The organism is Kitasatospora sp. NPDC091335, assembly GCF_044757205.1.
Taxonomy (GTDB): Bacteria; Actinomycetota; Actinomycetes; order Streptomycetales; family Streptomycetaceae; genus Kitasatospora.
The window spans coordinates 131,646-151,734 of sequence record NZ_JBIVUM010000011.1 but is presented as its reverse complement, the minus strand read 5'-3'; the positions used below and the strand labels follow the sequence as shown (position 1 = coordinate 151,734).

16 protein-coding genes are annotated in these 20,089 nt (G+C 75.5%); 11 read left to right on the top strand and 5 right to left on the bottom strand.

All coding sequences use genetic code 11. The features are described 5' to 3' along the window. Positions 1–86: 86 nt before the first annotated feature. The 10 genes from ACIQOW_RS23615 to ACIQOW_RS23570 all read left to right on the top strand — a co-directional run bounded on the left by ACIQOW_RS23615 (position 87) and on the right by ACIQOW_RS23570 (position 11,789). Positions 87–944, top strand: coding sequence for an SAF domain-containing protein (locus ACIQOW_RS23615; protein WP_401087962.1), 858 nt, complete (start codon positions 87–89; stop codon positions 942–944). Next, positions 944–2,413, top strand: a complete 1,470-nt coding sequence (locus tag ACIQOW_RS23610) for a hypothetical protein (RefSeq protein ID WP_401087960.1) — start codon at positions 944–946, stop codon at positions 2,411–2,413. Before ACIQOW_RS23615 ends, ACIQOW_RS23610 begins: the two co-directional genes overlap by 1 nt. Further along, the gene (locus ACIQOW_RS23605) at positions 2,403–4,037 is read left to right on the top strand and encodes an ATPase, T2SS/T4P/T4SS family (RefSeq protein ID WP_401087958.1); all 1,635 of its coding nucleotides are present in this window, start codon (positions 2,403–2,405) and stop codon (positions 4,035–4,037) included. Before ACIQOW_RS23610 ends, ACIQOW_RS23605 begins: the two co-directional genes overlap by 11 nt. Further along, complete coding sequence (locus tag ACIQOW_RS23600; RefSeq protein ID WP_401087956.1) at positions 4,037–5,017, top strand: type II secretion system F family protein; 981 nt, start codon at positions 4,037–4,039, stop codon at positions 5,015–5,017. The genes ACIQOW_RS23605 and ACIQOW_RS23600 overlap by 1 nt, the downstream gene beginning before the upstream one ends. Next, positions 5,014–5,892, top strand: coding sequence for a hypothetical protein (locus tag ACIQOW_RS23595; protein ID WP_401087954.1), 879 nt, complete (start codon positions 5,014–5,016; stop codon positions 5,890–5,892). The genes ACIQOW_RS23600 and ACIQOW_RS23595 overlap by 4 nt, the downstream gene beginning before the upstream one ends. A 106-nt stretch (positions 5,893–5,998) precedes the next feature. Then, positions 5,999–6,289: a hypothetical protein gene (locus ACIQOW_RS23590; RefSeq protein ID WP_188298295.1), complete on the top strand. Its 291-nt coding sequence runs from the start codon at positions 5,999–6,001 to the stop codon at positions 6,287–6,289. Between the two features lie 38 nt (positions 6,290–6,327). Continuing rightward, the gene (locus tag ACIQOW_RS23585; RefSeq protein WP_401087952.1) at positions 6,328–6,702 is read left to right on the top strand and encodes a TadE/TadG family type IV pilus assembly protein; all 375 of its coding nucleotides are present in this window, start codon (positions 6,328–6,330) and stop codon (positions 6,700–6,702) included. Continuing rightward, positions 6,699–7,172: a TadE/TadG family type IV pilus assembly protein gene (locus ACIQOW_RS23580; protein WP_401087950.1), complete on the top strand. Its 474-nt coding sequence runs from the start codon at positions 6,699–6,701 to the stop codon at positions 7,170–7,172. The genes ACIQOW_RS23585 and ACIQOW_RS23580 overlap by 4 nt, the downstream gene beginning before the upstream one ends. 202 nt (positions 7,173–7,374) lie before the next feature. After that, positions 7,375–7,821 carry a hypothetical protein gene (locus ACIQOW_RS23575; protein WP_401087948.1) on the top strand — a complete coding sequence of 149 codons (447 nt, stop codon included), beginning with the start codon at positions 7,375–7,377 and terminating at the stop codon, positions 7,819–7,821. Continuing rightward, on the top strand, positions 7,821–11,789 hold the full coding sequence (locus ACIQOW_RS23570; protein ID WP_401087946.1) for a BTAD domain-containing putative transcriptional regulator: 3,969 nt from the start codon (positions 7,821–7,823) through the stop codon (positions 11,787–11,789). Before ACIQOW_RS23575 ends, ACIQOW_RS23570 begins: the two co-directional genes overlap by 1 nt. A 158-nt stretch (positions 11,790–11,947) precedes the next feature. On the opposite strand, the gene ACIQOW_RS23565 is transcribed toward ACIQOW_RS23570, so the two are convergent. Then, complete coding sequence (locus tag ACIQOW_RS23565; RefSeq protein ID WP_401087944.1) at positions 11,948–12,460, bottom strand: hypothetical protein; 513 nt, start codon at positions 12,458–12,460, stop codon at positions 11,948–11,950. A gap of 415 nt (positions 12,461–12,875) precedes the next feature. Here ACIQOW_RS23565 and ACIQOW_RS23560 point away from each other — a divergent pair, with 415 nt between their 5' ends. Continuing rightward, positions 12,876–14,981, top strand: a complete 2,106-nt coding sequence (locus ACIQOW_RS23560) for a hypothetical protein (protein ID WP_401087942.1) — start codon at positions 12,876–12,878, stop codon at positions 14,979–14,981. Positions 14,982–15,167: 186 nt separating this feature from the next. Here the strand turns inward: ACIQOW_RS23560 and ACIQOW_RS23555 are convergent, their stop codons facing one another. The 4 genes from ACIQOW_RS23555 to ACIQOW_RS23540 form a co-directional block, all read right to left on the bottom strand. After that, on the bottom strand, positions 15,168–16,538 hold the full coding sequence (locus tag ACIQOW_RS23555) for a S8 family serine peptidase (protein WP_401087940.1): 1,371 nt from the start codon (positions 16,536–16,538) through the stop codon (positions 15,168–15,170). A gap of 209 nt (positions 16,539–16,747) precedes the next feature. Further along, positions 16,748–17,506: a 3-oxoacyl-ACP reductase FabG gene (gene fabG / locus ACIQOW_RS23550; RefSeq protein ID WP_401087939.1), complete on the bottom strand. Its 759-nt coding sequence runs from the start codon at positions 17,504–17,506 to the stop codon at positions 16,748–16,750. A gap of 59 nt (positions 17,507–17,565) precedes the next feature. Further along, positions 17,566–18,765, bottom strand: coding sequence for a thiolase family protein (locus ACIQOW_RS23545; protein WP_401087937.1), 1,200 nt, complete (start codon positions 18,763–18,765; stop codon positions 17,566–17,568). 59 nt (positions 18,766–18,824) lie between these two features. Then, entirely contained in the window at positions 18,825–19,988 is a 1,164-nt protein-coding gene (locus tag ACIQOW_RS23540) for an acyl-CoA dehydrogenase family protein (protein ID WP_401087935.1), read from the bottom strand. Positions 19,989–20,089: the final 101 nt, after the last annotated feature.

Sequence of the window (20,089 nt, the reverse complement as noted above, 5' to 3'; positions counted from 1 at the left end):
GACCGTCGGCACTGACCAGCCGGACGAGCCGGACCAACCAGGCCAGCCAGACCAGCCAGAGACGAACGAGGGAAGGGCGGAACCCGGTGGAGAACCGTACGTTCGCGACGCCGGGATCCGGCACCTCCGCGGGCGCCGCGGCATCCGTGGCGCTCCCGGAGCAGCAGGAGCAGGGCGGCGCGGGCAAGGGCCGGGGGGCACCGCACGCCCCCGGGCGGACCATGCGGGCGCGGCGGCGGCGCCCGGCGGTGCTGGCGATGGCGGTCGCGCTGATCGCGGCCGGCGGGCTGGGCGGAGCCGTCCTCTACAACAGCACCGGCCAGCGGGTCGCGGTGCTGGCACTGTCCAGGGACGTGCCGTGGGGACAGGTGATCACCGAGGACGACCTGGTGGTCGCGCGGATCGCGGGGGACCCGGCGCTGCACCCGGTGTCGGCCCAGGACCGGGCGAAGGCGGTCGGCATGCGGGCCGCCACCGACCTCAAGCGCGGCGCGATGCTCACCGGCACCGACCTGGCGCAGGGGCTGTCGGTGCAGCCAGGGCAGATCGTGGTCGGGGTGTCGGCCAAGCGCAGCCAGCTGCCCGCCAGCCGGCTCCAGCCCGGCGTGCAGATTGTCGTCGTGTTCACGCCCGACAACGGCCGGGCCGACTCGCTGCCCGCCACGGTGATCACCGTCGGCCGGGTGGACACCGACGGCAGCCAGGTGATCGACGTCGCGGTCGGCACGGCGGACGGGCCCCGGCTCGCGCAGTGGGTGGCGAGCGGACGGATCCAGGTGCTGCTCGCGCCGCGCGGTGCGGCGGCGGGCGGCCCCGGCGGCACCGCACCGAGCCAGGCGCCGAGCGGCGCGCCCTCGGGCGCCACCCCGGGGGCCACCGCCTCCGGGGCCGCCGCTCCCGGCACCCCGACGCCGGGGGCCCCGGCCCCGACGGGCGGCGCCTGATGGCGGTGATCGCGGTGGTCGGCGGCCCGGGCGCACCGGGGGCGACCACCACCGCCCTGGCTCTGCTGCTGTCCTGGCCGCTGCCGCCGGGCCGGCGGATCCTGCTGGTCGAGGCCGACCCGGACGGTGGCGCGGTGCTCGCCGGCGCCCTGGAAGGCCGGGTCGAGGCGGTCTACGGGCTGCGCAACCTGGCCGTGGCCGACCGCCGCGGGCTGCTCGCGCAGACCATCTGGGAGCAGCTGATCGACCTCTCGCCCGAGGGCGGCGCCGAGCGGCTGCTGCTGCCCGGGCTGACCGACCCGACCCAGGCGCCCGGCCTCGCCTACACCTGGGAGCCGCTCGCCGAACTGCTGCACGGCGTGGAGCAGCAGGGCTACGACGTCATCGTGGACCTCGGCCGCTCCGGCGCCACCGGCCACAGCGCGGTGCTGGCCCGCCGTGCCGACGTGGTGGTGGCCACCGTCCGCACCACGCTGCGCGGGCTGAGTTCGGTCCGGCCCAGGATCGCCGCCCTGGCCGAGGACCTGGCCGCGGCCGGCACCGGGGCGGACGCGCTCGGGCTGCTGCTGGTCGACGAGGGGCCGTACTCGCGGGCGGAGGTGTCCCGCGAGCTCGGGCTGCCGGTGCTCGGAGTGCTGCCGCACGCCACCCGGACGGCGAAGGTGCTCTCCGACGGTGGCGACACCACCGACCGGCGGTTCATCCGCTCGGAGCTGATGCGGACGGCGCGGTCGGCGGCGGACGAGGTGCAGGCACTGGTCCGCCGCCGTCGCCAGCGGCTCGGGCCGGGTGCCGCGCAGGGTGCGGCGCCGGCTCAGCTGGCGGCGGGCGGCCCGGCGGGGGGTCCGGCCGCGGCGGCCGGGCCGACGCCCGCGGGAGCGGCGTCTCCGGTGCCGGCACCGCCGATACCGAGCCCGCCCGTGTCGACGGCACCGCAGCCGCCGGTGCCCTCGCCCGCGTCTTCCTCCGTGCCGCCGTCCGTGCCCTCGCCGGGGCCGTACGGGCAGCCGGGGTACGGGCAGGGCGGGCAGCAGGGATACGGGCAGCAGGGCGGCTACGTGCAGTCCCCGTACGGCCGGACCCCGTACGAGCAGGGCGGGTACGGGCAGGGCGGGTACGGGCAGGGCGGCTACGGCTCGGCGACACAGGGCCAGCCGGTCCCCGGTCAGCCGGTGTACGGCCAGGCGGCCCCCGGCCGCTCCGGCTACGGGACGGCCGAGGCCGAGCAGCCCTCGTACGCCCCGCCCCAGCCCGTCCCGCCGGTGATCACCACGGGCCCGGTGGCGCCGCTGGCCGGGCTGGCCCCGCATCCGGCCGCGCCGGCGCCGTTCCCGGCGCACGTCCAGTCCGCGCCGCACGGCGAGACGGACGACCGGTACCCGCTCCAGCAGCCGATGGTGACGGACCGTCAGGACGATCCGAACGGCCCGTATCCGCACAACCCCGGGGAGGTGCTCCGTGCGCGGTAGCCCCCTGCACCAGCGTCCGTCCGCCGACCCGGCCGCGCTGCCCTGGGCCGCGCCCACGCCCGGGCCGGTGACCGCACCGGCGCCCGCGCCGGGGCAGGTCGCGCCGCCGTACGGCTACCAGCCGGGCCCGGTCGCGCCCCAGCCCGTCGCGGCGCAGCCCGTCCCGCCCGGCGCGGCCGGGCCCACCGCCGTACCCTCCCCGCTGCCCTCGCTCGACCTGCGCGGCTCCGCCACCCGGCCGGCCGTCGACCCGCAGGTCGCCCGTGAGCTCAAGCGTCAGGTCGCGGCCGAACTGCACCAGCAGATCACCCGGTTGACTGCCACCTCCGGCTCCGATCCGGACCGTGCCACCCGCCGCCAGCGGGGCCGGGCGCTGATCGAGGAGGCCGTCGCCCGGTGGTCCGACGCCTACGCGCAGACCCACGGCATCCCGCCCACCCGGGAGCAGGACAGGGCCCTCGCCGAGGCCGTCTTCGACCTGCTGTTCCGGGCCGGCCGGCTCCAGCCCTACCTGGACGACCCGGAGATCGAGAACATCCTGATCAACGGCTGCGACGACGTCTGGGTCTCCAGGGTGCACCAACCCCTGCGCCAGGTACCGCCGGTGGCCGACAGCGACGCCGAACTCATCGAGCTGCTCCAGGACCTGGCCCGCCAGCACGGCGGCGGCGAGCGCAGCCTGTCCACCGCCAGCCCGACCCTCGCGCTGCGCCTGGAGGGCGGCATGCGCCTCCAGGCGCTCACCGAGGTGACGCCCCGCCCGTACGTGGCGATCCGGCGCCACCGGGTGGCCTCGGCGACTCTGCCCGAGATGGTCGAACTCGGCACCCTGGACGCCACCCTGGCCGCCTTCCTGGCCTCCGCGATCCGGGCCAGGAAGAACGTGATGATCACCGGCACCCAGGGCGTCGGCAAGACCAGCCTGCTGCGCGCGATGGCCGCCGAGATCCCGCCGGACGAGCGGATCGGCACCCTGGAGTCGGAGTTCGAACTCTGGCTGCACACCCTCGGCCACCTGCGCCAGGTCGTCCCGATGGAGGCCCGCGAGGGCAACGGCGAGCGCGTCGAGGGGCGCCTGGCCGGGGAGTTGACCATCGGCGACCTCATCCCGGCCGCACTGCGGATGACGCTCTCCCGGATCATCGTCGGGGAGGTCCGCTCCGGCGAGGTCGTCCCGATGCTGCGGGTGATGACCAACGGCGAGGGCGGCTCGATGTGCACCCTGCACGCCCGCGGACCGCACATGGTCGTCGACCGGATCGCCGAACTCTGCCTGGAGTACGGCTCGCACATGACCGATTCACTCGCCTACCGGCTCACCGCCAACGCCCTGGACCTCATCGTGCACGTCACCATGGTCGACGAGACCGCCGTCGGCGGCCGTCGGCACCGCTTCGTCTCCCACGTCCTGGAGGTCACCGGCCTCGGCGAGGGCGGCCGGCCCGCGCTGAACACCGTCTTCGGCCCCCGGCCGGACCTCGGTGAGCCGCGGGCCGTCCCGCACACCCCGCCGCAGTGCCTGGACGACCTGCGCCGGGCCGGTTTCGACGCCTCGCTGCTCGGCTCCCGGTACGGGGGCTGGGCCGTCCCGCTCCAGCTGCGGATCGGCGGTGGCGCACGGTGATGCTGCTGTTCGCCCTGTGCGGTCTCGCGGTCGCGGGCGGCCTGATCGCCCTGGTGGCCTGGGCCCGTGGCGGCGAGCCCGCCGCCGGTGACGAGGCCGAGGACGGCGCCGAGCAGGCGGCCAACCCGCTGGCCGGCCGCCTCCACGTGTTCTGGTACGGCGCCCCGGGCACGGCCGCGCACCGGATGGTGCGGCTGCGCCGCGTCCAGCTGCCGCTCGCGCTCGCCGGCGGGCCGCTGGCCTGGCTGTTCACCGGCATCCCGCTGACCGCGCTGCTGGTGCCGCTGGTCGTCTTCGGCCTGCCCTGGCTGTTCGACACCACCCGCCCCGACACCCACCGGATCGAGCGCCTGGAGGCGCTGTCCGAGTGGACCCAGCGGATCGCCGACGTGCTGCTGCTCGGCGTCGGCCTCAACCAGGCCATCGTCACCAGCCGCCGGACCGCCCCGGCCGCCCTGGAGGACGAGGTCGGCGAGCTGGCGGCCCGCTTGCAGGCCCGCTGGCGGCCCGAGGAGGCGCTGCGCGCCTTCGCCGACAGCCTCGCCGACGCCACCGCCGACAAGGTGCTCGCCGCACTGGTGCTGCGGGCCGGCGACAGCGGCCCCGGCCTGGCCCGCACGCTCTCCGACATGGCCGACTCGGTGCGCGAGGAGGTCCGCCAGCGCCGCGCCATCGAGGCCGACCGGGCCAAGCACAGGACCACCATCCGCTGGCTGGTCGGCATCATCGTGCTGGTCGTCACGATCGGCTCCTTCAACACCGAGTACACCCGGCCCTACGGGACGGTCCTCGGCCAGCTGGTGCTCGCCGTGGTCGCCGTCCTGTTCGTGGCGATCATCGCCTGGATGCGGGCGCTGGCCTCCCACCCGCCGGTGCCCCGGCTGCTGACGCCGGACCGGCGCAGCAGGAGCGGCCGGCGGGGGTCCGCCGCACCGGCCGACGAGCCCGCGCCGGCCGAGCAGCTCGGGGAGGTCCGGTGATCTCCCCCTGGTCCGTGCTGGCCGGCGCCGCCGCGGCGGGCGGCATCGCCCTGCTGGTCGCCGAACTGCGGCCGGCCCCACCGGACCTGCACCAGGCGCTGGACCGGCTGCACGCCACCCCCGCCGACCGCGAGCAGGACCCGGACGAGCGGCCGCGCTGGTACGACCGGATCGGTGAGCGGTCCGTCCGGCTGCGTGGGGTCTCGCTCCCGCGCCGCGAACTCGCCCTGATCGGCCGTGCCCCGGCCCGGTTCATGGTGCACAAGCTGCTGTTCGCCGCGCTCGGCCTGGTGCTGCCCGCCTACCTGGGCGCGATGGCCGTGCTGATGGGAGCCGGCCTGCCCTTCGCGCTGCCGCTGGTCGCCGGGCCGCTGCTGGCCGGACTGCTCTGGTTCGTCCCGGACGCCGTCGTGCGGGGCGAGGCCAAGGAGGCCCGCACCGAGTACCTGCACGGCATCGCCGCCTACCTGGAGCTGGTCGCGATGGAGCGGGCCGCCGACTGCGGCCCCGCCGAGGCGCTGCGCCGGGCCGCGTCGGTCGGCCAGGGCGCGGTGTTCCTGCGGATCCGCGACGCGCTGGAGCGCGCGGCCACCGACCGGCTCCCGCCCTGGGCCGGACTCGACGCGCTGGCGGAGGAGCTGGGGCTCACCCCGCTCCAGGACGTGGCCGACATCATGCGGCTGTCCGGCACCGACGGCGCCGCCGTGTACGACACCCTGCGGGCCCGCGCCAAGGGCCTGCGCGGAGAACTGCTCGCCGAGGACCTCGCCCGCGCGAACGCCGACAGCGAGCGGATGGTCGCGCCGGGGGCCGCCCTCACCCTGCTGATGACCGTCCTGATCGTCTTCCCGGCACTGCACCAGATGCTCAACTGACCGTCCTCGCGTCTGTTCCGGTTCCTCCGGTCACGCCGGAGCGGTCGGCCCGACCCACCGCCCACCACACCACACCACACCACACCGTCACAACCGGGAGAACCCGATGACCGTACGACTCGCCAGGCTGGCCGGCCGGGTGCTGCAACCCGTCCTGCTGCCGGTCCAGTTCGCGCTGCTGCTGTTCACCTTCAGGCTGGGCCGGTTGCGAGCGGCCCGCGCCCGCGGCGACCGGGGTGCGATCAGCATCGAACTCGCCCTCGCCATCATCGCGCTGGTCTTCGTGGCGGGCGCCGTGGCGACCGCGCTCTACCTGCTGAAGGACAAGGTCGTCAAGAAGGTCGAGCAGGACCCGAACCTGCCGGGCGGCGCGGGCGCGGGCGGCGCCACCAAGTGATGCGTCCCGCTCTCCGCCGCAGGGGCGACCGGGGGTCGATGAGCCTGAGCCTGGCCATCGTCTTCCCGGTCGTCCTGCTGCTCCTGATGCTCGTCGTCCAGGCCGCGCTGCTGTGGTACGACCGCCAGGTCGCGCTCACCGCGGCCCGCGAGGGCGTGGACGCCGGACGGGTGCAGGGGAACGCGACGGACGGCGAGAAGAACGAGGCGGCCCAGCGGCAGGCCAGGGACTTCCTGGACCGGCAGGGCGTGCACGAGTACACAGTGGGGACCGAGGGCAGTACGGCGGAGACCATCCGGGTCACCGTGCGGCTGACCCCGCCGCTGCTGATACCCGGGCTCAGGGCGCCCGCCCTCACCCAGTTCGCCGAGGCGCCGCGCGAGCGCTTCGTACCGCCGGTGGTGAAGCCGTGAGGCGCGTGCCGCGGGCACCGGACCGGTGGCGGCCGCGTTCGCGACAGCGCCGGCTGGACCGGGGCGGGATCGCGATCGAGGCGGCCATCGTCGTGCCGGCGGTGGTCGCACTGGTCCTGGTGGCCATCGCCGCCGGGCGGGTGCAGACCACGGCCGGCACCGTGGAGGCCGCCGCCAGGGCCGGGGCCAGGACCGCCTCCCTCCAGCGCAGCGTGGACGGGATGAAGCAGCCGGCCAGGGACTCCGCCCTCGCGACACTGCGTCAGCAGGGCGTGTCCTGCCGCAACGGGGACGTCCGGGTCGACAACGGGGAGCTGAACCTGCCGGGCGGGCCGGTCACGACGGTGACGGTCACGGTGATCTGCGACGTGGAACTGGCCGACCTGCTCGGCGGACCGTCCGGCGTACCCGTGACGAAGCACCTCGTCGGCGAGTTCACTTCGGTGGTGGACCGTTACCGGGGCACCTGACGGCGCGCGGTGCCGTCACCGCGGCGGCGGACGTCACCGGGAGGACCGGGGACGCCACCGGGAGGACAGGGGATTGGAGACGGCCCGTGCGGGGGAGACGCAAGCGGAGAGCGCTCGGGGCATGACACAGCGGTACCGAGTGGCGCCCGGTGGGGGCCGGTGGGGAGAGCAGCGTGCGGAGTGGGGGGCGAGGATGGGAGTGGTGAGCCGACTGCGGCGACGGTTGTCGGCGCGCCGGTCCGACCGGGGCGCCGTGGCCCTCTTCGTCGCGATCTGCGCGGCCTACGTCGTGCTCGTCATCGCGCTGGTGATCGACGCCGGCGGCCGGTTGCGGGTCGCCGAGCGGACCGACGCCTACGCGCTGGAGGCGGCGCGGGTCGGCGGTCAGCAGCTGGACCGGGCCGCAGTCCTGCAGGGCAGGGGCTTCAAGGTCCAGGAGAAGTACGTCCGGGACGCCGCCGACGCCTACCTGGGCCTGTACGGCCTGCGGGCGGGCGACGTCGAGTTCTCCGGTGACGGCAGGGTCGTCACCGTCACCGTGCAGGCCGACTACCGGCCGGTCCTGCTGGGCGCCCTCGGGGAACGGAAGGTCAAGGGCAAGGGCAGTGCGACCCTCGTCCACGGAGTCGAGAAAGCGGAGACCGACTGATGGCCGCGCCACGTGCCAAGGACCAGGCCCGTACCGCCCAGGCCCCTGCCGGCCGGGCCGGGGCGTCCCGTCGAGCCGGCGGTGCGCGAGGCCCCGGCGCCCCGGCGCCCCGACCGCCGCACGGGCGGCGACCGCGTGGCCGTGGCCGCGCCCTGATCACCGCGCTCGGCGCGCTGGTCGCCCTGTTCGCCCTGCTGGGCGGCGTCCCCGCGCTGCTGCTGTACGGCACCGAAGCGGTCGCCGGGATGGGCGAGGTCGCCTCGGGCGGGGTGGGCGAGGCGCTCACCAGCCCGGACGACGGAAGCCTGTTCCTGTGGGCGCTGGTGGTGGTCGGCTGGCTCGCCTGGGGCTGCTTCGCGCTCTCCGTCCTGCTGGAGATCCCGGCCCAGCTGCGCGGCCGGATCGCCCGCCGCATCCCCGCCTTCGGCTGGAGCCAGCGGCTCGCGGCCGGGCTGGTCGGCTCGGTGCTCGCCCTGGTTCCAGTGGCGGGCTCGGCCTTCGCCGCCGTCCCCGAACTGGCCCACAGTCCGGTGGCCCAGGCGCAGTTGACGTCGGGCGTGCAGCGTGCCGCACTGCCCGCCGCGCAGTCCGCACCGGCCCTGACCCCCGCCGCCGAACAGCAGAGCACGTACACGGTGCGGGACTCCCGGCCGGCCGACAGCCTGTGGTCCATCGCCGAGCGCCAACTGGGCTCGGGTGAGCGGTGGGTGGAGATCGCCAAGCTCAACGACGGCCGGGCGATGGGCGATTCCGGCGTCCGCTTCGACGCCGACCGGGCGATCCAGCCCGGCTGGGAACTGCTGATGCCGGCGGACGCCAAGCCGGACGAGGCGAAGACGCCCGCCCCGGCTCCGGCCCCCTCGGGGGGCGCGGAGCAGGGGACGCCCCAGGGGGCCCCGCAGAACGTTCCGCAGCAGGGGACGGAGGCTGGGGGGCCCGGTGGTGCCGGGGCGCAGCGGAGCGTCACCGTCCAGGCCGGGGAGAGCCTTTCGGCCATCGCCCAGCGGGAGTTGGGGGACGGGGAGCAGTGGCCCAAGCTGTTCGAGGCGAACAAGGGGGTGCGGGCTCCGGACGGGGAGCAGCTGACGGACCCGGACGTGGTGGTGCCGGGGATGGTGCTCGCGGTGCCGGGGGATGCCGCTCCCGCCCCCGCCCCCGCGCCGGCGCCTGCTCCCGCCCCGGCGCCGGCCGACCAGGCTCCGGCCCCGGGCGCCCCTTCGCAGGGTGCCCCTCAGTCGGCCCCGGTGCCCGCGCCCACGCATGCGCCGACCCAGGCGCCCGGCCCCGCCGCGCACGCCGACCCGGCTCCCAACGACGACTACACCGTCGCCCTCACCGCCTCCACCGTCGGCGTCCTGCTCGCCGCCATCATGATCGGCACCGTCGCCCACAAGCGCGGCACCCAGCAGCGCGCCCGCCGCCCCCGGCACCGCATCGCGATGCCCGACGCCGGGGCCGCCGCCTTCGAGAACGAGCTGATGGCCCGGCAGGACCAGGCCGGGCTGGAACTGCTGGACCGCGCCCTGCGCACCCTGGCCCGCAACACCGTGCGCGGCGGCAAGCGGCTGCCCGCCATCGTCGCCGCCCGGATCACCCAGGGCCAGACCGTCGAGCTGCACCTGTCCGGCCCGGCCACCCCGATCGCGCCGTTCCGCGCCGCGCACGCCGCCAACGTGTGGTGGTGCAGCGCCGACTCCGGCGACCTGCTCAGCCCCGGCCAGGCCCGGAAGACCGCCGCGCCGTACCCCGCGCTGGTCACCCTCGGCACCTCGCCGGACGGCTCGGTGGTCCTCGCCGACCTGGAGGCCGTCCGGCTGCTCCACCTGTCCGGCCACCCGGACGACGCCCGCGACGTGCTGCGCACCCTCGCCATCGAACTGGCCCACAGCCCGCTCGCCGACCGGCTGCACCTGCATCTGGTGGACCTCGCCGAGGACGTGCTGATCAGCGGTCCGGCCGCCGAACGCGTGCACCGCCACCCGACCCTGGAGGCCGCGCTCGCCGCCCTCGGACCGCGCACCGCCAAGGCGCGCGCCACCCTGGTCGCCGCCGAGGTCAGCAGCCCGCGCGAGGCCCGCAGCCGGGGCCAGGCGGACGAGTCCTGGACGCCCGAGATCGTGCTCTGCGCCCACCAGCCCGGCGGGGAGGTGCCGGCCGAACTGGGGCGGCTGCTCGACGCCCGTCCGCGTACCTGCGTCGCCGTCGTCACCCGCGCCCCCGAGCGGGGCACCGGTCCGGTCGCTCGCTGGACCCTGCCGACCTCCGGCCAGGCCGCGATCCCCGGCCTGCACCTGACGGTCGAGCTGCAACGGCTCAGCGGACAGCAGTACGACCAGGTCGCCGAGCTGCTCCGGGTCGCCGACGACCCCACCCAGCACCCGGCCCCGGCTTGGACACTGGACGGGCCCGAGGACGCCGACACCCACGAGCTGCCCGTGGCGGTACCGGTGCTGGCCGCCGTCGGAGCCTCCGGCGGCGGGGCGGCGGAGGGCGCGGAAGCGGCCACCGGGCCGCGGCTGCTCACCCGGGTGATCGGCACCGGGGCGAGCCCGTTCGCGGGCACCGATCCGGTGACGCCGGCTCCGGCGCCGCTGCCGGCCGTGGTGCCCGGCCCGGCGGCGTCGGCCTCCGTTCCTGCGCAGGCTTCGGCTTCCGGGAAGTCGGCTCCGGTCCCGGCGCCGACTCCGGCCGGTCCGGCGCGGTTCGTCGTCAACGGGCAGGGGCGGCAGGCGGCCGCCGACGAGACCACCCGGGACCTGCGGCGGCCCGGCCCGCCGGAGGGCGGGGAGCCGGCCGAGGGGGCCGGGGAGTCGGAGGCCGCCTTCTCGGAGTCCACGTCGACGGTCGTCCTCGCGGTCCAGCCGGTGGTGCCGCAGCCCGTCGTGCCGCAGCCGGCTGCGGCGGAGCAGGCGGTGGCGGAGCAGGTGGTGGCGGATCCGGTCGATGAGCCGGTGCCGTCGGCCGATCCGTCCGCGCCGTCCGCCGCCGAGGGCGCGGACGCCTCCGGGAGCGGGCCCGCCGGTGCCGCTGGTGCCGCCGATCCCGTCGGCTCGGGCGGCTCCGCCGGGGCCGTCGCCACGGAGGACCACGGCCCCGCCGCCGAGCCCGGTCCGGCCGCCGTCGCTCCGGTCGCCAGGACCACGTCCGGCCGCAGTGACAGCGACGACCTGCTCGCCATCCTCCGTTCCCCGGAGGCGCACGCCCCCCGCAACGCCCCCCGGATCCGGCTGCTCGGCCCGGTGGACGTCGCGGGAACCCTCGGCGAGGCCGCGTCCGGCGCGCTGCCCCGGCTCACCGAGCTGGCCGTCTACCTGGCACTGCGCCCCGGCTCCGGCCACCACGCCCTCGACCACGACCTGCACCCCGGCGCGGCCCACCTCGACCCGCACCCCACCGCGGCGGACGCCAAGAGCCCGCTGCCGGCCAAACTCGCCGACCTGGCCGGCTGGTTCGGCAGCTCGCCCGAGGGGCGCGCCTTCCTGCCCACGGAGGGCACCGAGGGCTACTCCTTCGCCCCGGCGGTCACCTGCGACTGGGACGAGTTCCGCAGTCTCTACCGGCGCGGCATGCGCAGCACCAGTGCCACCGCCGACGCGGCCCTCGCCCATGCCCTGGCGCTGGTCCGCGGCGCGCCGTTCGCCGAGGCCCCGCCCGCCTCGTACGGCTGGGCCGAGGGCGAGCGGCAGGACATGATCGCGGCGATCGTCGACACCGCCCATGAACTGGCCGCCCGCCGCCTGCAGTACGGCGACCACCGCAGCGCCGAGGCCGCCGTGTTCCGGGGCCTCGCCGTCGCCCCGGACGTCGAACTGCTGCACCGGGACCTGTTCTACGCCTACGCCTCGGCCGGCGCCCGGGACCAACTCCTGCGTGCCGTCAATCGGTTGGACGCGCTCAGCCGTCGTACCGGCCGGGACCTCGACGCCGACACCGTCGCCCTGCTGCGGGACCTCCTCGCGGGTGCCTGACCCGGCCCGCCGACTGCCCGGTCACTCCCTCGGGGGTGGCCGGGCAGTCGTGTTGACGAGGCAGTCGTGTTGACGAGGCAAGGGAGATGGTGAGGCAGGGGAGACCGCGAGGCAGGAGCAGGAGCAGGAGCAGGAGCAGGAGTGGGCCTGGTGGCCGGTCAGCGCGCTCGCAGCCAGGCGTCCAGGGCGGTGAAGTCCGCGTCGCCGAGCCCGCGTCGGGGATCCACCCGGTGGAGGAGGGCGCGGGCGGGGGAGTGGGCGGCGACCCAGTGGCGGTCGGCCCCGGTGATCTCGTCGTCCACCCAGGCGAACGGCCGCCCGCCCGCCCATCGGACCAGCGTGCGGGTCTTCCAGTGCACGCCGCCCGGCCCGTCCTCGGCGTCCACCGGCCAGTCCACGACGGGCAGTCGGGGCAGGCCGAGCCAGGGCGCGAGGCACTCGTTGGCGTCCTCCAGCCAGGTGGTCGCCCACACCGGCTCGGCCGGCAGGCCCAGCAGCCGTGATCCCAACTCCGGGTCCACCCCGGTGACCAGCGGGTTCCCGCCCGGCACCGCGCCGGTCGGGACATACGGGCTGCGGTGGGTGGGACAACCGCCGGGCGGTGGATCACCGAAGGGGATGAGCGGACCGTCCACGTCCAGGAACAGCAGGGGTCGGCCGGTATCGAGCATGACGGCACCTTGGGGCGTGGGGCGCGCCGATCGACCACCCGGCCTGGAACGGGTGAGCCGCGATCTCGTAGGGTGGCGCGCACGGAGTGTGGTGGCAGGCACCATGCAGGCGAGGGCATCAGACGCCGCGCGAGCGGCGGGGCGGGGCGGTGACCAGGAGATGGCGGAGACGACAGCGGTTTCCGGAGGTCCCGACCCGGCAGCGGACTCGGGGCCCTGGGACGCCGTACCGCCGCCGCCCCCGCGCCTGACGGGCGAGGAGCACCCGCCCGGTCCGGCCGCGCTGTACGAGCCGCCGCCGGCTCCACCGGCCGCTCCGGGTCCGGGTCCGGCTGTCGCGCCTCCGGTCGAGGCTTCCGGTTCGGGTGCCGCACCGGTCTTCGGGCCGGGCATGCAAGGGGGCACGCAGGGGGGCGTGCAGCCCGCAGGGCAGGCGCCCACGCCCCCGGCCGCGCCGCCCGTTCCGCCCACCGGCTGGACCCTCACCGGGCTGCCCGCCGTCGGGGCCGCGTCCGTGGTGACCCCGCCGCCGTTCCCGGTCCAGAGCGCGGTTCAGAGCGTGGTGCCGGGCGTGCCCCAGAGTGCGGTGCCGGGCGCTGCCGCTGCCGTCGTCGGTGGGGGCGGGGGCGGGCTGGGAGCCGCGCCGCGCGGGCGGATCCTGGTGATCGAGGGCGGATACGGCACCTCGGGCCGCCGCACCTGGGGCCGCGGCGGACCGACCCAGGCCCCGGTGCTCTCGGCGATGCTCGCCGCCGTCTCGCCGCAGGTGCTGCTGGCCGCGGACGCGGTGGACGCCGTCCACCTCCCCGGCGCCGGCGACCCGCACACCGTCCTCGCCCATCTGCGAGCCGCCTCCCGACACCCCGGACCGCTGCTGATCCACCTGGGCGGCCACGTCGTCGCCGACAAGCGCGGCGGACAGCTCCAGTTGACCCTGCGCGACGCCAGGCAGGACGGTCTTCCCTGGCAGGCCGTCGCCGCGGAGCTGAGCCACCGTCCGGCCGAGTGGCAGACCCTCGTCATCGCCGACCTGAGTGCCGACCAGAACGCCTGGCCGTACCTCCAGGGCACCGTGTCGCCGCTCAGCGAGGGCATCCCGCTGTGGGCGGTCGTCAGCCCGGACCCGGAGCAGATCGGCACCTTCACCCGAGCCCTGATCGAGGCGCTGCACGGTGGCAGACCCGGCGCCGGCGAGGTGCTCACACCCGAGCAGCTGCGGCAGCAGGTGTACTCGGTGCTGCGGCCGGACGTGGTCATCCTGGCCACGCACGCGCCGGACCGCCCGTTCTTCCGCAACACCGCCCGCCGCGGCGAGGGCCCGGTGGCCGAGATGCCGCCCGTGCCGTCCGGCGCCGCGCTGCCCTCGGACGTGCCGCCGGCTCCGGCTCCGCCGGTACCGCGTCCGGCGGAGCCGCGGGACGCCGTTCCCGAGCGGCCGGCCCCGGTTCCCGCCGAGGTGCCCGCACCGTCCGCCGCGCCCTCGGTGACCACCGGTGGCCCGGTCAGCCTGATCAAGCCGGGCGTACCGCCCACCCCGCCGCGGCCGGCCCGGCCGGTCAGCCTGCTGAAGGCGGGCGAGACCGCCGAGGCGGCGGGCGTGACCTTGCACAAGCCCGCCCCGCACACGCCCGCCCCGGCCGACGCCGTACCCGAGGACACCGCGACCCCGGCGGGCGTCACGCTCCTCAAGGCCCGGCTGGAGCCCGTGGACGCCGTCGCCGAGCCCGAACTCCCGTCGGAGGAAGGCCCGGTGGCTTCCGTGGCCGAGGAGCCGGCCGAGGAGGTCGCCGAGGCGGCGCCCGGGCAGGCACCCGTGGCCGAGGAGGAGCCCGCGGTCGCGGAGGAGCCCGAGACCGTGGAGGCGCCCCGGGACGCCGTCCCGGCGGAGCCCGCGCCGACGGACGCGGCACCTGCGGAGGAGGCGCCGGCCGTCGAGACGCCGGCCGATGAGGTGCCGCAGGACGAGGTGCCCTCCGACGCCGTGTCGCAGGACGCCGCGCCGCAGGACGAGGTGCCCGCCGACGCCGTACCCGAGGACGCGCCGTCGGCCGAAGCGTCGGCCGACGAGACCCCTGCGGCGGCCCGGCCCTGTGCGGACTACCGCGAGGTCATCGGACGGATCGTCCGCAGCGCCGACGCCGGGGACCACGCCGCCGCCACCGACCTGGCCTTCGCCCTCGAACTGGAGGCGATCGCCGAGCACGGCGCCGTCTCCGAACCGGTGCTCCAGGTGCGGCAGGTCCGGGCGCACGTCTGCCGGCTCGCGGGCCGGTCGGCCGATGCCGCGGAGATCTACCGCGAGGTGGCGCTGACGCTGCTCCGCTCGCAGGGGCCGGACCACCCGGAGACCCAGCGCGCGGCCACCAACGCCGAGGCCTGTTGGCGGGCGATCGCCGACCGTGCGGAGGCCATCCGCATCGCCCCGGAGATCATCGAACTGCGCGCCCACCTCCCCGGCCCGGACGGCCGCAAGCTCCGCGCCGCCGAGCGCTACCTCGCCCAGCTCGCCGCCACCGGCTGACGGCGGGCGGGGGAGGGGCGGCGGACAGCCGACGGCTGACGGGGAACAGCAGACGGAAAACAGCGAACAGATGACAGATTTCGAAATCTGTCATCTGTTCGCTGTTATCTGTTATCTGTTACCTGACACGCGTCACGCGTCACCCGTCACGAGCGCCCGCGGCCCGCCACCCGGCGAGCCGCCCGGTCACCGACCGGCGATCGCGTGCACGAACCGGGCGCCGTCGATGGTGCCCAGGCCGCTGGCGAGGTCGTAGCCCTCGGTGGCGTTGTAGCCGGTGACGCCGTCCCAGCCGTTGTCGCCCTGCTTCACGTCCTTGATGCCGCTCCACTGGCTCGGGAGCAGGCTGAGGCCGTACAGGCGCCAGTTGATCTGGCCGAGGCGGTAGCCGGCCAGCTGGTCGGCGAGGGCGACGACGCCGGAGAACAGCGGGGTGGCCTCGCTGGTGCCGCCGGTGAGGTGCCAGCCGACCGAGGTCGGGTCGTAGGACTCGTACGTCCAGGCGGCGCCGTCCACGGCCGCGCTCATGCTGATGTCCGGCGTGCCGCGGTGGTTGCCGGTGGTCCCGGCGACACTGGCCTGGTACCACGGACGCTCGAAGACGCCGGACACGCCACCGCCGCCGGCGCCGGACTTGTCGTGCCACACCTTGTCGTCCGCGGTGCGGTTGCCGTTGTCGTCCAGGGTGAGCTGGGTGCCGCCGATGGAGGTGACCAGCGGGTCCGAGGACGGCCAGGAGTTGACCTTGTACGGGTACAGGTCGGAGCCGTTCTCCTTGGCGTCGGTGGCGCCGTTGTCGCCGGAGGCGGCGAGCACGGTCACGTTGCGGTCGGCGGCGGCCTTGAAGGCGTAGCGCAGGTCGGTGAGCGACGTGAAGTCGCCCTTCTCGAAGCCCGGGAAGGTGTTCTCGGTGGCGCCGAAGCTCTGCGAGATGACGTCGCCGCGACCCTGCTGGACCAGGCTCTTCTCGGCGTCCATCATCTCGGGCAGGCCGGTGGTGCCCTCGGTCTCGGCGACACCGGTCTCGACCAGGACGATGTGCGCGTCGGGGGCGATCGCGTGGGCGTACTCGACGTCCAGGGTGGTCTCGCCGGCCCAGCCGGTGTGGTCGGGGTTCTTCGGGTCGAAGGCGGGGACGTTGCCCCACTTGACCACCTCGACGTTGGTGTCCGGGATGCCCCACTGCTTGTCGAAGACCTCCAGGTCGTGCTGGATGGTCGGCGAGCCGAAGGAGTCGACGATGACGATCGTGCGGCCCTTGCCGGTGATGCCCTCCTGGTACAGCGGGTTCAGGTTGTAGGCGTTCCGGTACTGCAGCGGCGAGTAGCAGTGGATGCCGATCTGGCTGACGCACTGGGTGGTGCTCAGCGGGGCGACGCGGCCCTGGGCGTTGTGGTGCCCGAAGGAGGCGGGGCGGACGTGGACGCCCGAGAGGTTGTGCGAGGGGGCGGCGGTCGCGGTGCCGGCGGCCGGTACGGCGACGGTGCCGGCCGTGAGGGCGGTGGCCCCCACGGCGAGCAGAGCCAGGGCGCGACGGAGGGTGGCGGGGCTGCCCATGGGACTCCTTGGGACGCAGGGCCCGACCTGGTCCGGTCGGGTCGGTCCGGCCATCCCATCGAGAGCTGCATGATCATGCCATAGTCATTTGGAGGGGTCATGTGATCAAGGTCGTGGTCATGCTCGGCCACGCGAAAAGGTAAAGGCCGCCCCAGGGGAAAGTAACCTCCCGCCTGGGACGACCCGGTGACGATCCGTCAGTGGGCTCGCTAGCGCGCCCCGCCGTTGACGTACAGCGTCTGCCCGCTGACGTAGGAGGCGTCCTCGCTGGCCAGGAAGGCCACCACGGAGGCGATCTCCTCCGGCTGCCCGACCCGGCGCAGCGGCGTCCGGGCGGCGACCTCGGTCTGGTGGTCCTCGGCGCTGCTGCCGACCCGCTCGGCGGTGGCGGCGGTCATCGCGGTGGCGATGTACCCGGGGGCGACGGCGTTGACGTTGACGTTGTACGGCCCGAGCTCGATCGCCAGGGTCGCGGTGAGGCCCTGGATGCCGGCCTTGGCGGCCGCGTAGTTGGCCTGGCCCCGGTTGCCGAGGGCGGAGCGCGAGCTGAGCGAGACGATCTTCCCGTACCGCTGCGCCACCATGTACTTCTGCGCGACGTGGCTGCAGTTGTACGCGCTGGTCAGGTTGACCGTCAGCACCGCGTCCCAGTCGGACTTGGGCATCTTGAAGAACAGGTTGTCCCGGGTGATCCCGGCGTTGTTGACCAGGATGTGCACGCCGCCGAGATCCTCCGCGACCCGGGCGAACACCGCCTCCACCGCGTCGTAGTCGGCCACGTCGCAGCCGTACGCCCGGGCGGTGCCGCCCTTGGCGGCGATCTCGGCGACCGTCCCGGCCGCCCGTTCGGCGGTGAGGTCGACCACGGCGACCGCCGCGCCCTCCTCCGCCAGCCGGCGGGCGGTGGCCGCCCCGATGCCCTGCGCAGCGCCGGTCACCACGGCGACCTTCCCAGCGAACCGCGTCATGCTTCACTCCTCGGAAGTCGGGATCAGCGGCGGCGGGCGGGTGGCCCGCCACCGGTTCGTCAGACGTTCTCGACCAGCACGGCCGTACCCTGCCCCACGCCCACGCACATGGTGGCCAGGCCGCGCCGGGCTCCGGTACGGCGCATCCGGTGCAGCAGGGTGGTGAGGATACGGGCGCCGGAGCCGCCCAGCGGGTGACCGAGCGCGATCGCGCCGCCGCTCGGGTTGACCACCTCCTCGGCCTGCTCCGGGCCGAACCCGAGGCCGTCGGCGGAGGCGAGCGCCTGGGCGGCGAAGGCCTCGTTCAGCTCGGCGGTGTCCAGGTCGGCGAGCGACCAGCCGGCCCTGGCGAGCACCTTCGCCGTCGCCGGCACCGGGCCGATGCCCATGACGTCCGGGTGCACCCCGGCCGAGGCGCCCGCCACGTACCGGCCGAGCGGCTGGAGCCCGAGGTCGCGCAGCGCCTCCTCACCGACCAGGACCAGTCCGGCCGCGCCGTCGTTCATCGGCGAGGCGTTCCCGGCGGTGACCGTGCCCCCGGGGCGGAACACCGGCTTGAGCCCGGCGAGCTTCGCCAGGCTGGTGTCCTCGCGGATGCCCTCGTCCCGGCTCACCGTCACCCCGTCCGGTCGCTCGACCGGGATCAGCTCGGCGTCGAAGTGCCCGTCCTTGCGGGCGGCGCCGGCCCGCCGGTGGCTGCGCAGCGCGAAGGCGTCCTGGCGCTCCCGGCCGATGCCGTACCGGGTGGCCACCTCCTCGGCGGTCTCTCCCATGCCGAGTACGCCGTGCAGTTCGGCCATCCGAGGGTTGGTCAGCCGCCAGCCGAGCCGGGTGTCGAAGGTCTCCATCCGGTGCGGCAGCGCCTCGTCGGGCCGGGGCAGCACGAAGGGGGCGCGGGTCATCGACTCGCAGCCGCCGGCCAGCACCACGTCCGCCTCGCCGGAGCCGATGGCCCGGGCGGCGAGGGTGACGGCCTCCAGGCCGGAGGCGCAGAGCCGGTTGACGGTGGCACCGGGGACGGTTTCAGGCAGCCCGGCCAGCAGGACGGCCATCCGGGCGGCGTTGCGATTGTCCTCGCCGGCCTGGTTGGCGGCGCCCCAGTAGACGTCGTCGATCCGGGCCGGGTCGAGGGCGGGCACGTCGGCCAGCAGGGCGCGCAGCACGGTGGCCGAGAGGTCGTCCGGGCGGACCGTGGCGAGCGCGCCGCGCAACCGGCCGATGGGTGTGCGGCGGGCGGCGGCGAAGTAGACGGGGCGCACGTCGTCGGGCTCCTTGTCGGGTGGCGGGGATGCTCTTGCGCAGGACGCTCTCGTCGACGTCAGAAGGCGTTGACGCCGGTGAGGGCGCGTCCGATGAGCAGCTGGTGGATCTGGCTGGTGCCCTCGTAGAGGGTCATCACCCGCGCGTCGCGCAGGTACTTGCCGACCGGGTACTCGTCGATGAACCCGTAGCCGCCGAAGACCTGGAGCGCGCTGTTGGCGGCCCGGACGGCGGCCTCGCTGGCGTACAGCTTGGCGACGGAGGACTCGGTGGCGAACGGCAGGCCGCGCTCGATGTGGTCGGCGACCTTCCAGGTGAGCAGCCGGGCCGCCTCGACGTCCACGGCGATGCCGGCCAGCAGCTCCTGGACGAGCTGGTGCGAGGCGATCGGCTTGCCGAACTGCTCGCGCTCGCCGGCGTAGCGGACCGCGGCCTCCAGGCAGGCCCGGGCGATGCCGACGCAGCCGGCAGCCACCGACATCCGGCCCTTGGCCAGCGCGGCCATCGCCACCGTGAACCCCTTGCCGACCTCGCCGAGCCGGGCGCCGTCCGGCACCCGGACGCCGTCGAAGCCGAGTTCGGCGGTGGCCTGGCCGCGCAGGCCGAGCTTGCCGTGGATCTCGGTGCGGGTGAATCCGGGCAGGCCGGTCGGGACCAGGAAGGCGGTGATGCCCCGGTGGCCCCGCTGTTCGGGCTCGCCGCCGCCGGTGCGGGCGAAGACCAGGGCGACGTCGGCCCAGGTGCCGTTGGTGATGAACGTCTTGGCGCCGCTGATCAGCCAGCTGTCGCCGTCCCGGACGGCCCGGGTGGTGAGGTTGGCGGCGTCGGATCCGGTGCCGGGCTCGGTGAGCGCGAAGCAGGCGAGCGCCGCGCCGGAGGTGAGCCGGGGCAGCCAGTGCCGCTTCTGCTCCTCGGTGCCGAAGGCGTTGACCGACTTGCCGACCAGGCCGAGCGAGACCGAGACGATCCCGCGCACGGCCGAGTCGCCGCGCCCGAGTTCCTCCAGGACGAGGCAGTACGCGAGGTGGTCGCCGCCGCTGCCGCCGTACTCCTCGGGGATGGTCAGCCCGAGGAAGCCGACCTTCGCCAGCTTGCCGATGATCGCGCGGTCGACGGACTCGGCGCGGTCCCACCCGGCGGCGTACGGCACGATCTCGCGGTCGGCGAAGGAGGCGGCGAGGTCCCGGACGGCGCTCTGCTCCTCGGACAACTCCAGGTTCACGGCGGCTCCCGAATCCGGTGTCCAGGGCCTGGGGGCGAGGCCCGGACCCATTAAACTAGCGCTGCAAGTTTTATGGGGGACTGTAGCCCCGCCCGGCCGGT

Coding starts and splice junctions, on each gene's coding strand:
- fabG (WP_401087939.1), bottom strand. CDS start 17,506: ATGACGCGGTTCGCTGGGAAGGTCGCCGTGGTGACCGGCGCTGCGCAG.
- ACIQOW_RS23600 (WP_401087956.1), top strand. CDS start 4,037: ATGCTGCTGTTCGCCCTGTGCGGTCTCGCGGTCGCGGGCGGCCTGATC.
- ACIQOW_RS23610 (WP_401087960.1), top strand. CDS start 944: ATGGCGGTGATCGCGGTGGTCGGCGGCCCGGGCGCACCGGGGGCGACC.
- ACIQOW_RS23565 (WP_401087944.1), bottom strand. CDS start 12,460: ATGCTCGATACCGGCCGACCCCTGCTGTTCCTGGACGTGGACGGTCCG.
- ACIQOW_RS23570 (WP_401087946.1), top strand. CDS start 7,821: ATGGCCGCGCCACGTGCCAAGGACCAGGCCCGTACCGCCCAGGCCCCT.
- ACIQOW_RS23555 (WP_401087940.1), bottom strand. CDS start 16,538: ATGGGCAGCCCCGCCACCCTCCGTCGCGCCCTGGCTCTGCTCGCCGTG.
- ACIQOW_RS23590 (WP_188298295.1), top strand. CDS start 5,999: ATGACCGTACGACTCGCCAGGCTGGCCGGCCGGGTGCTGCAACCCGTC.
- ACIQOW_RS23585 (WP_401087952.1), top strand. CDS start 6,328: ATGAGCCTGAGCCTGGCCATCGTCTTCCCGGTCGTCCTGCTGCTCCTG.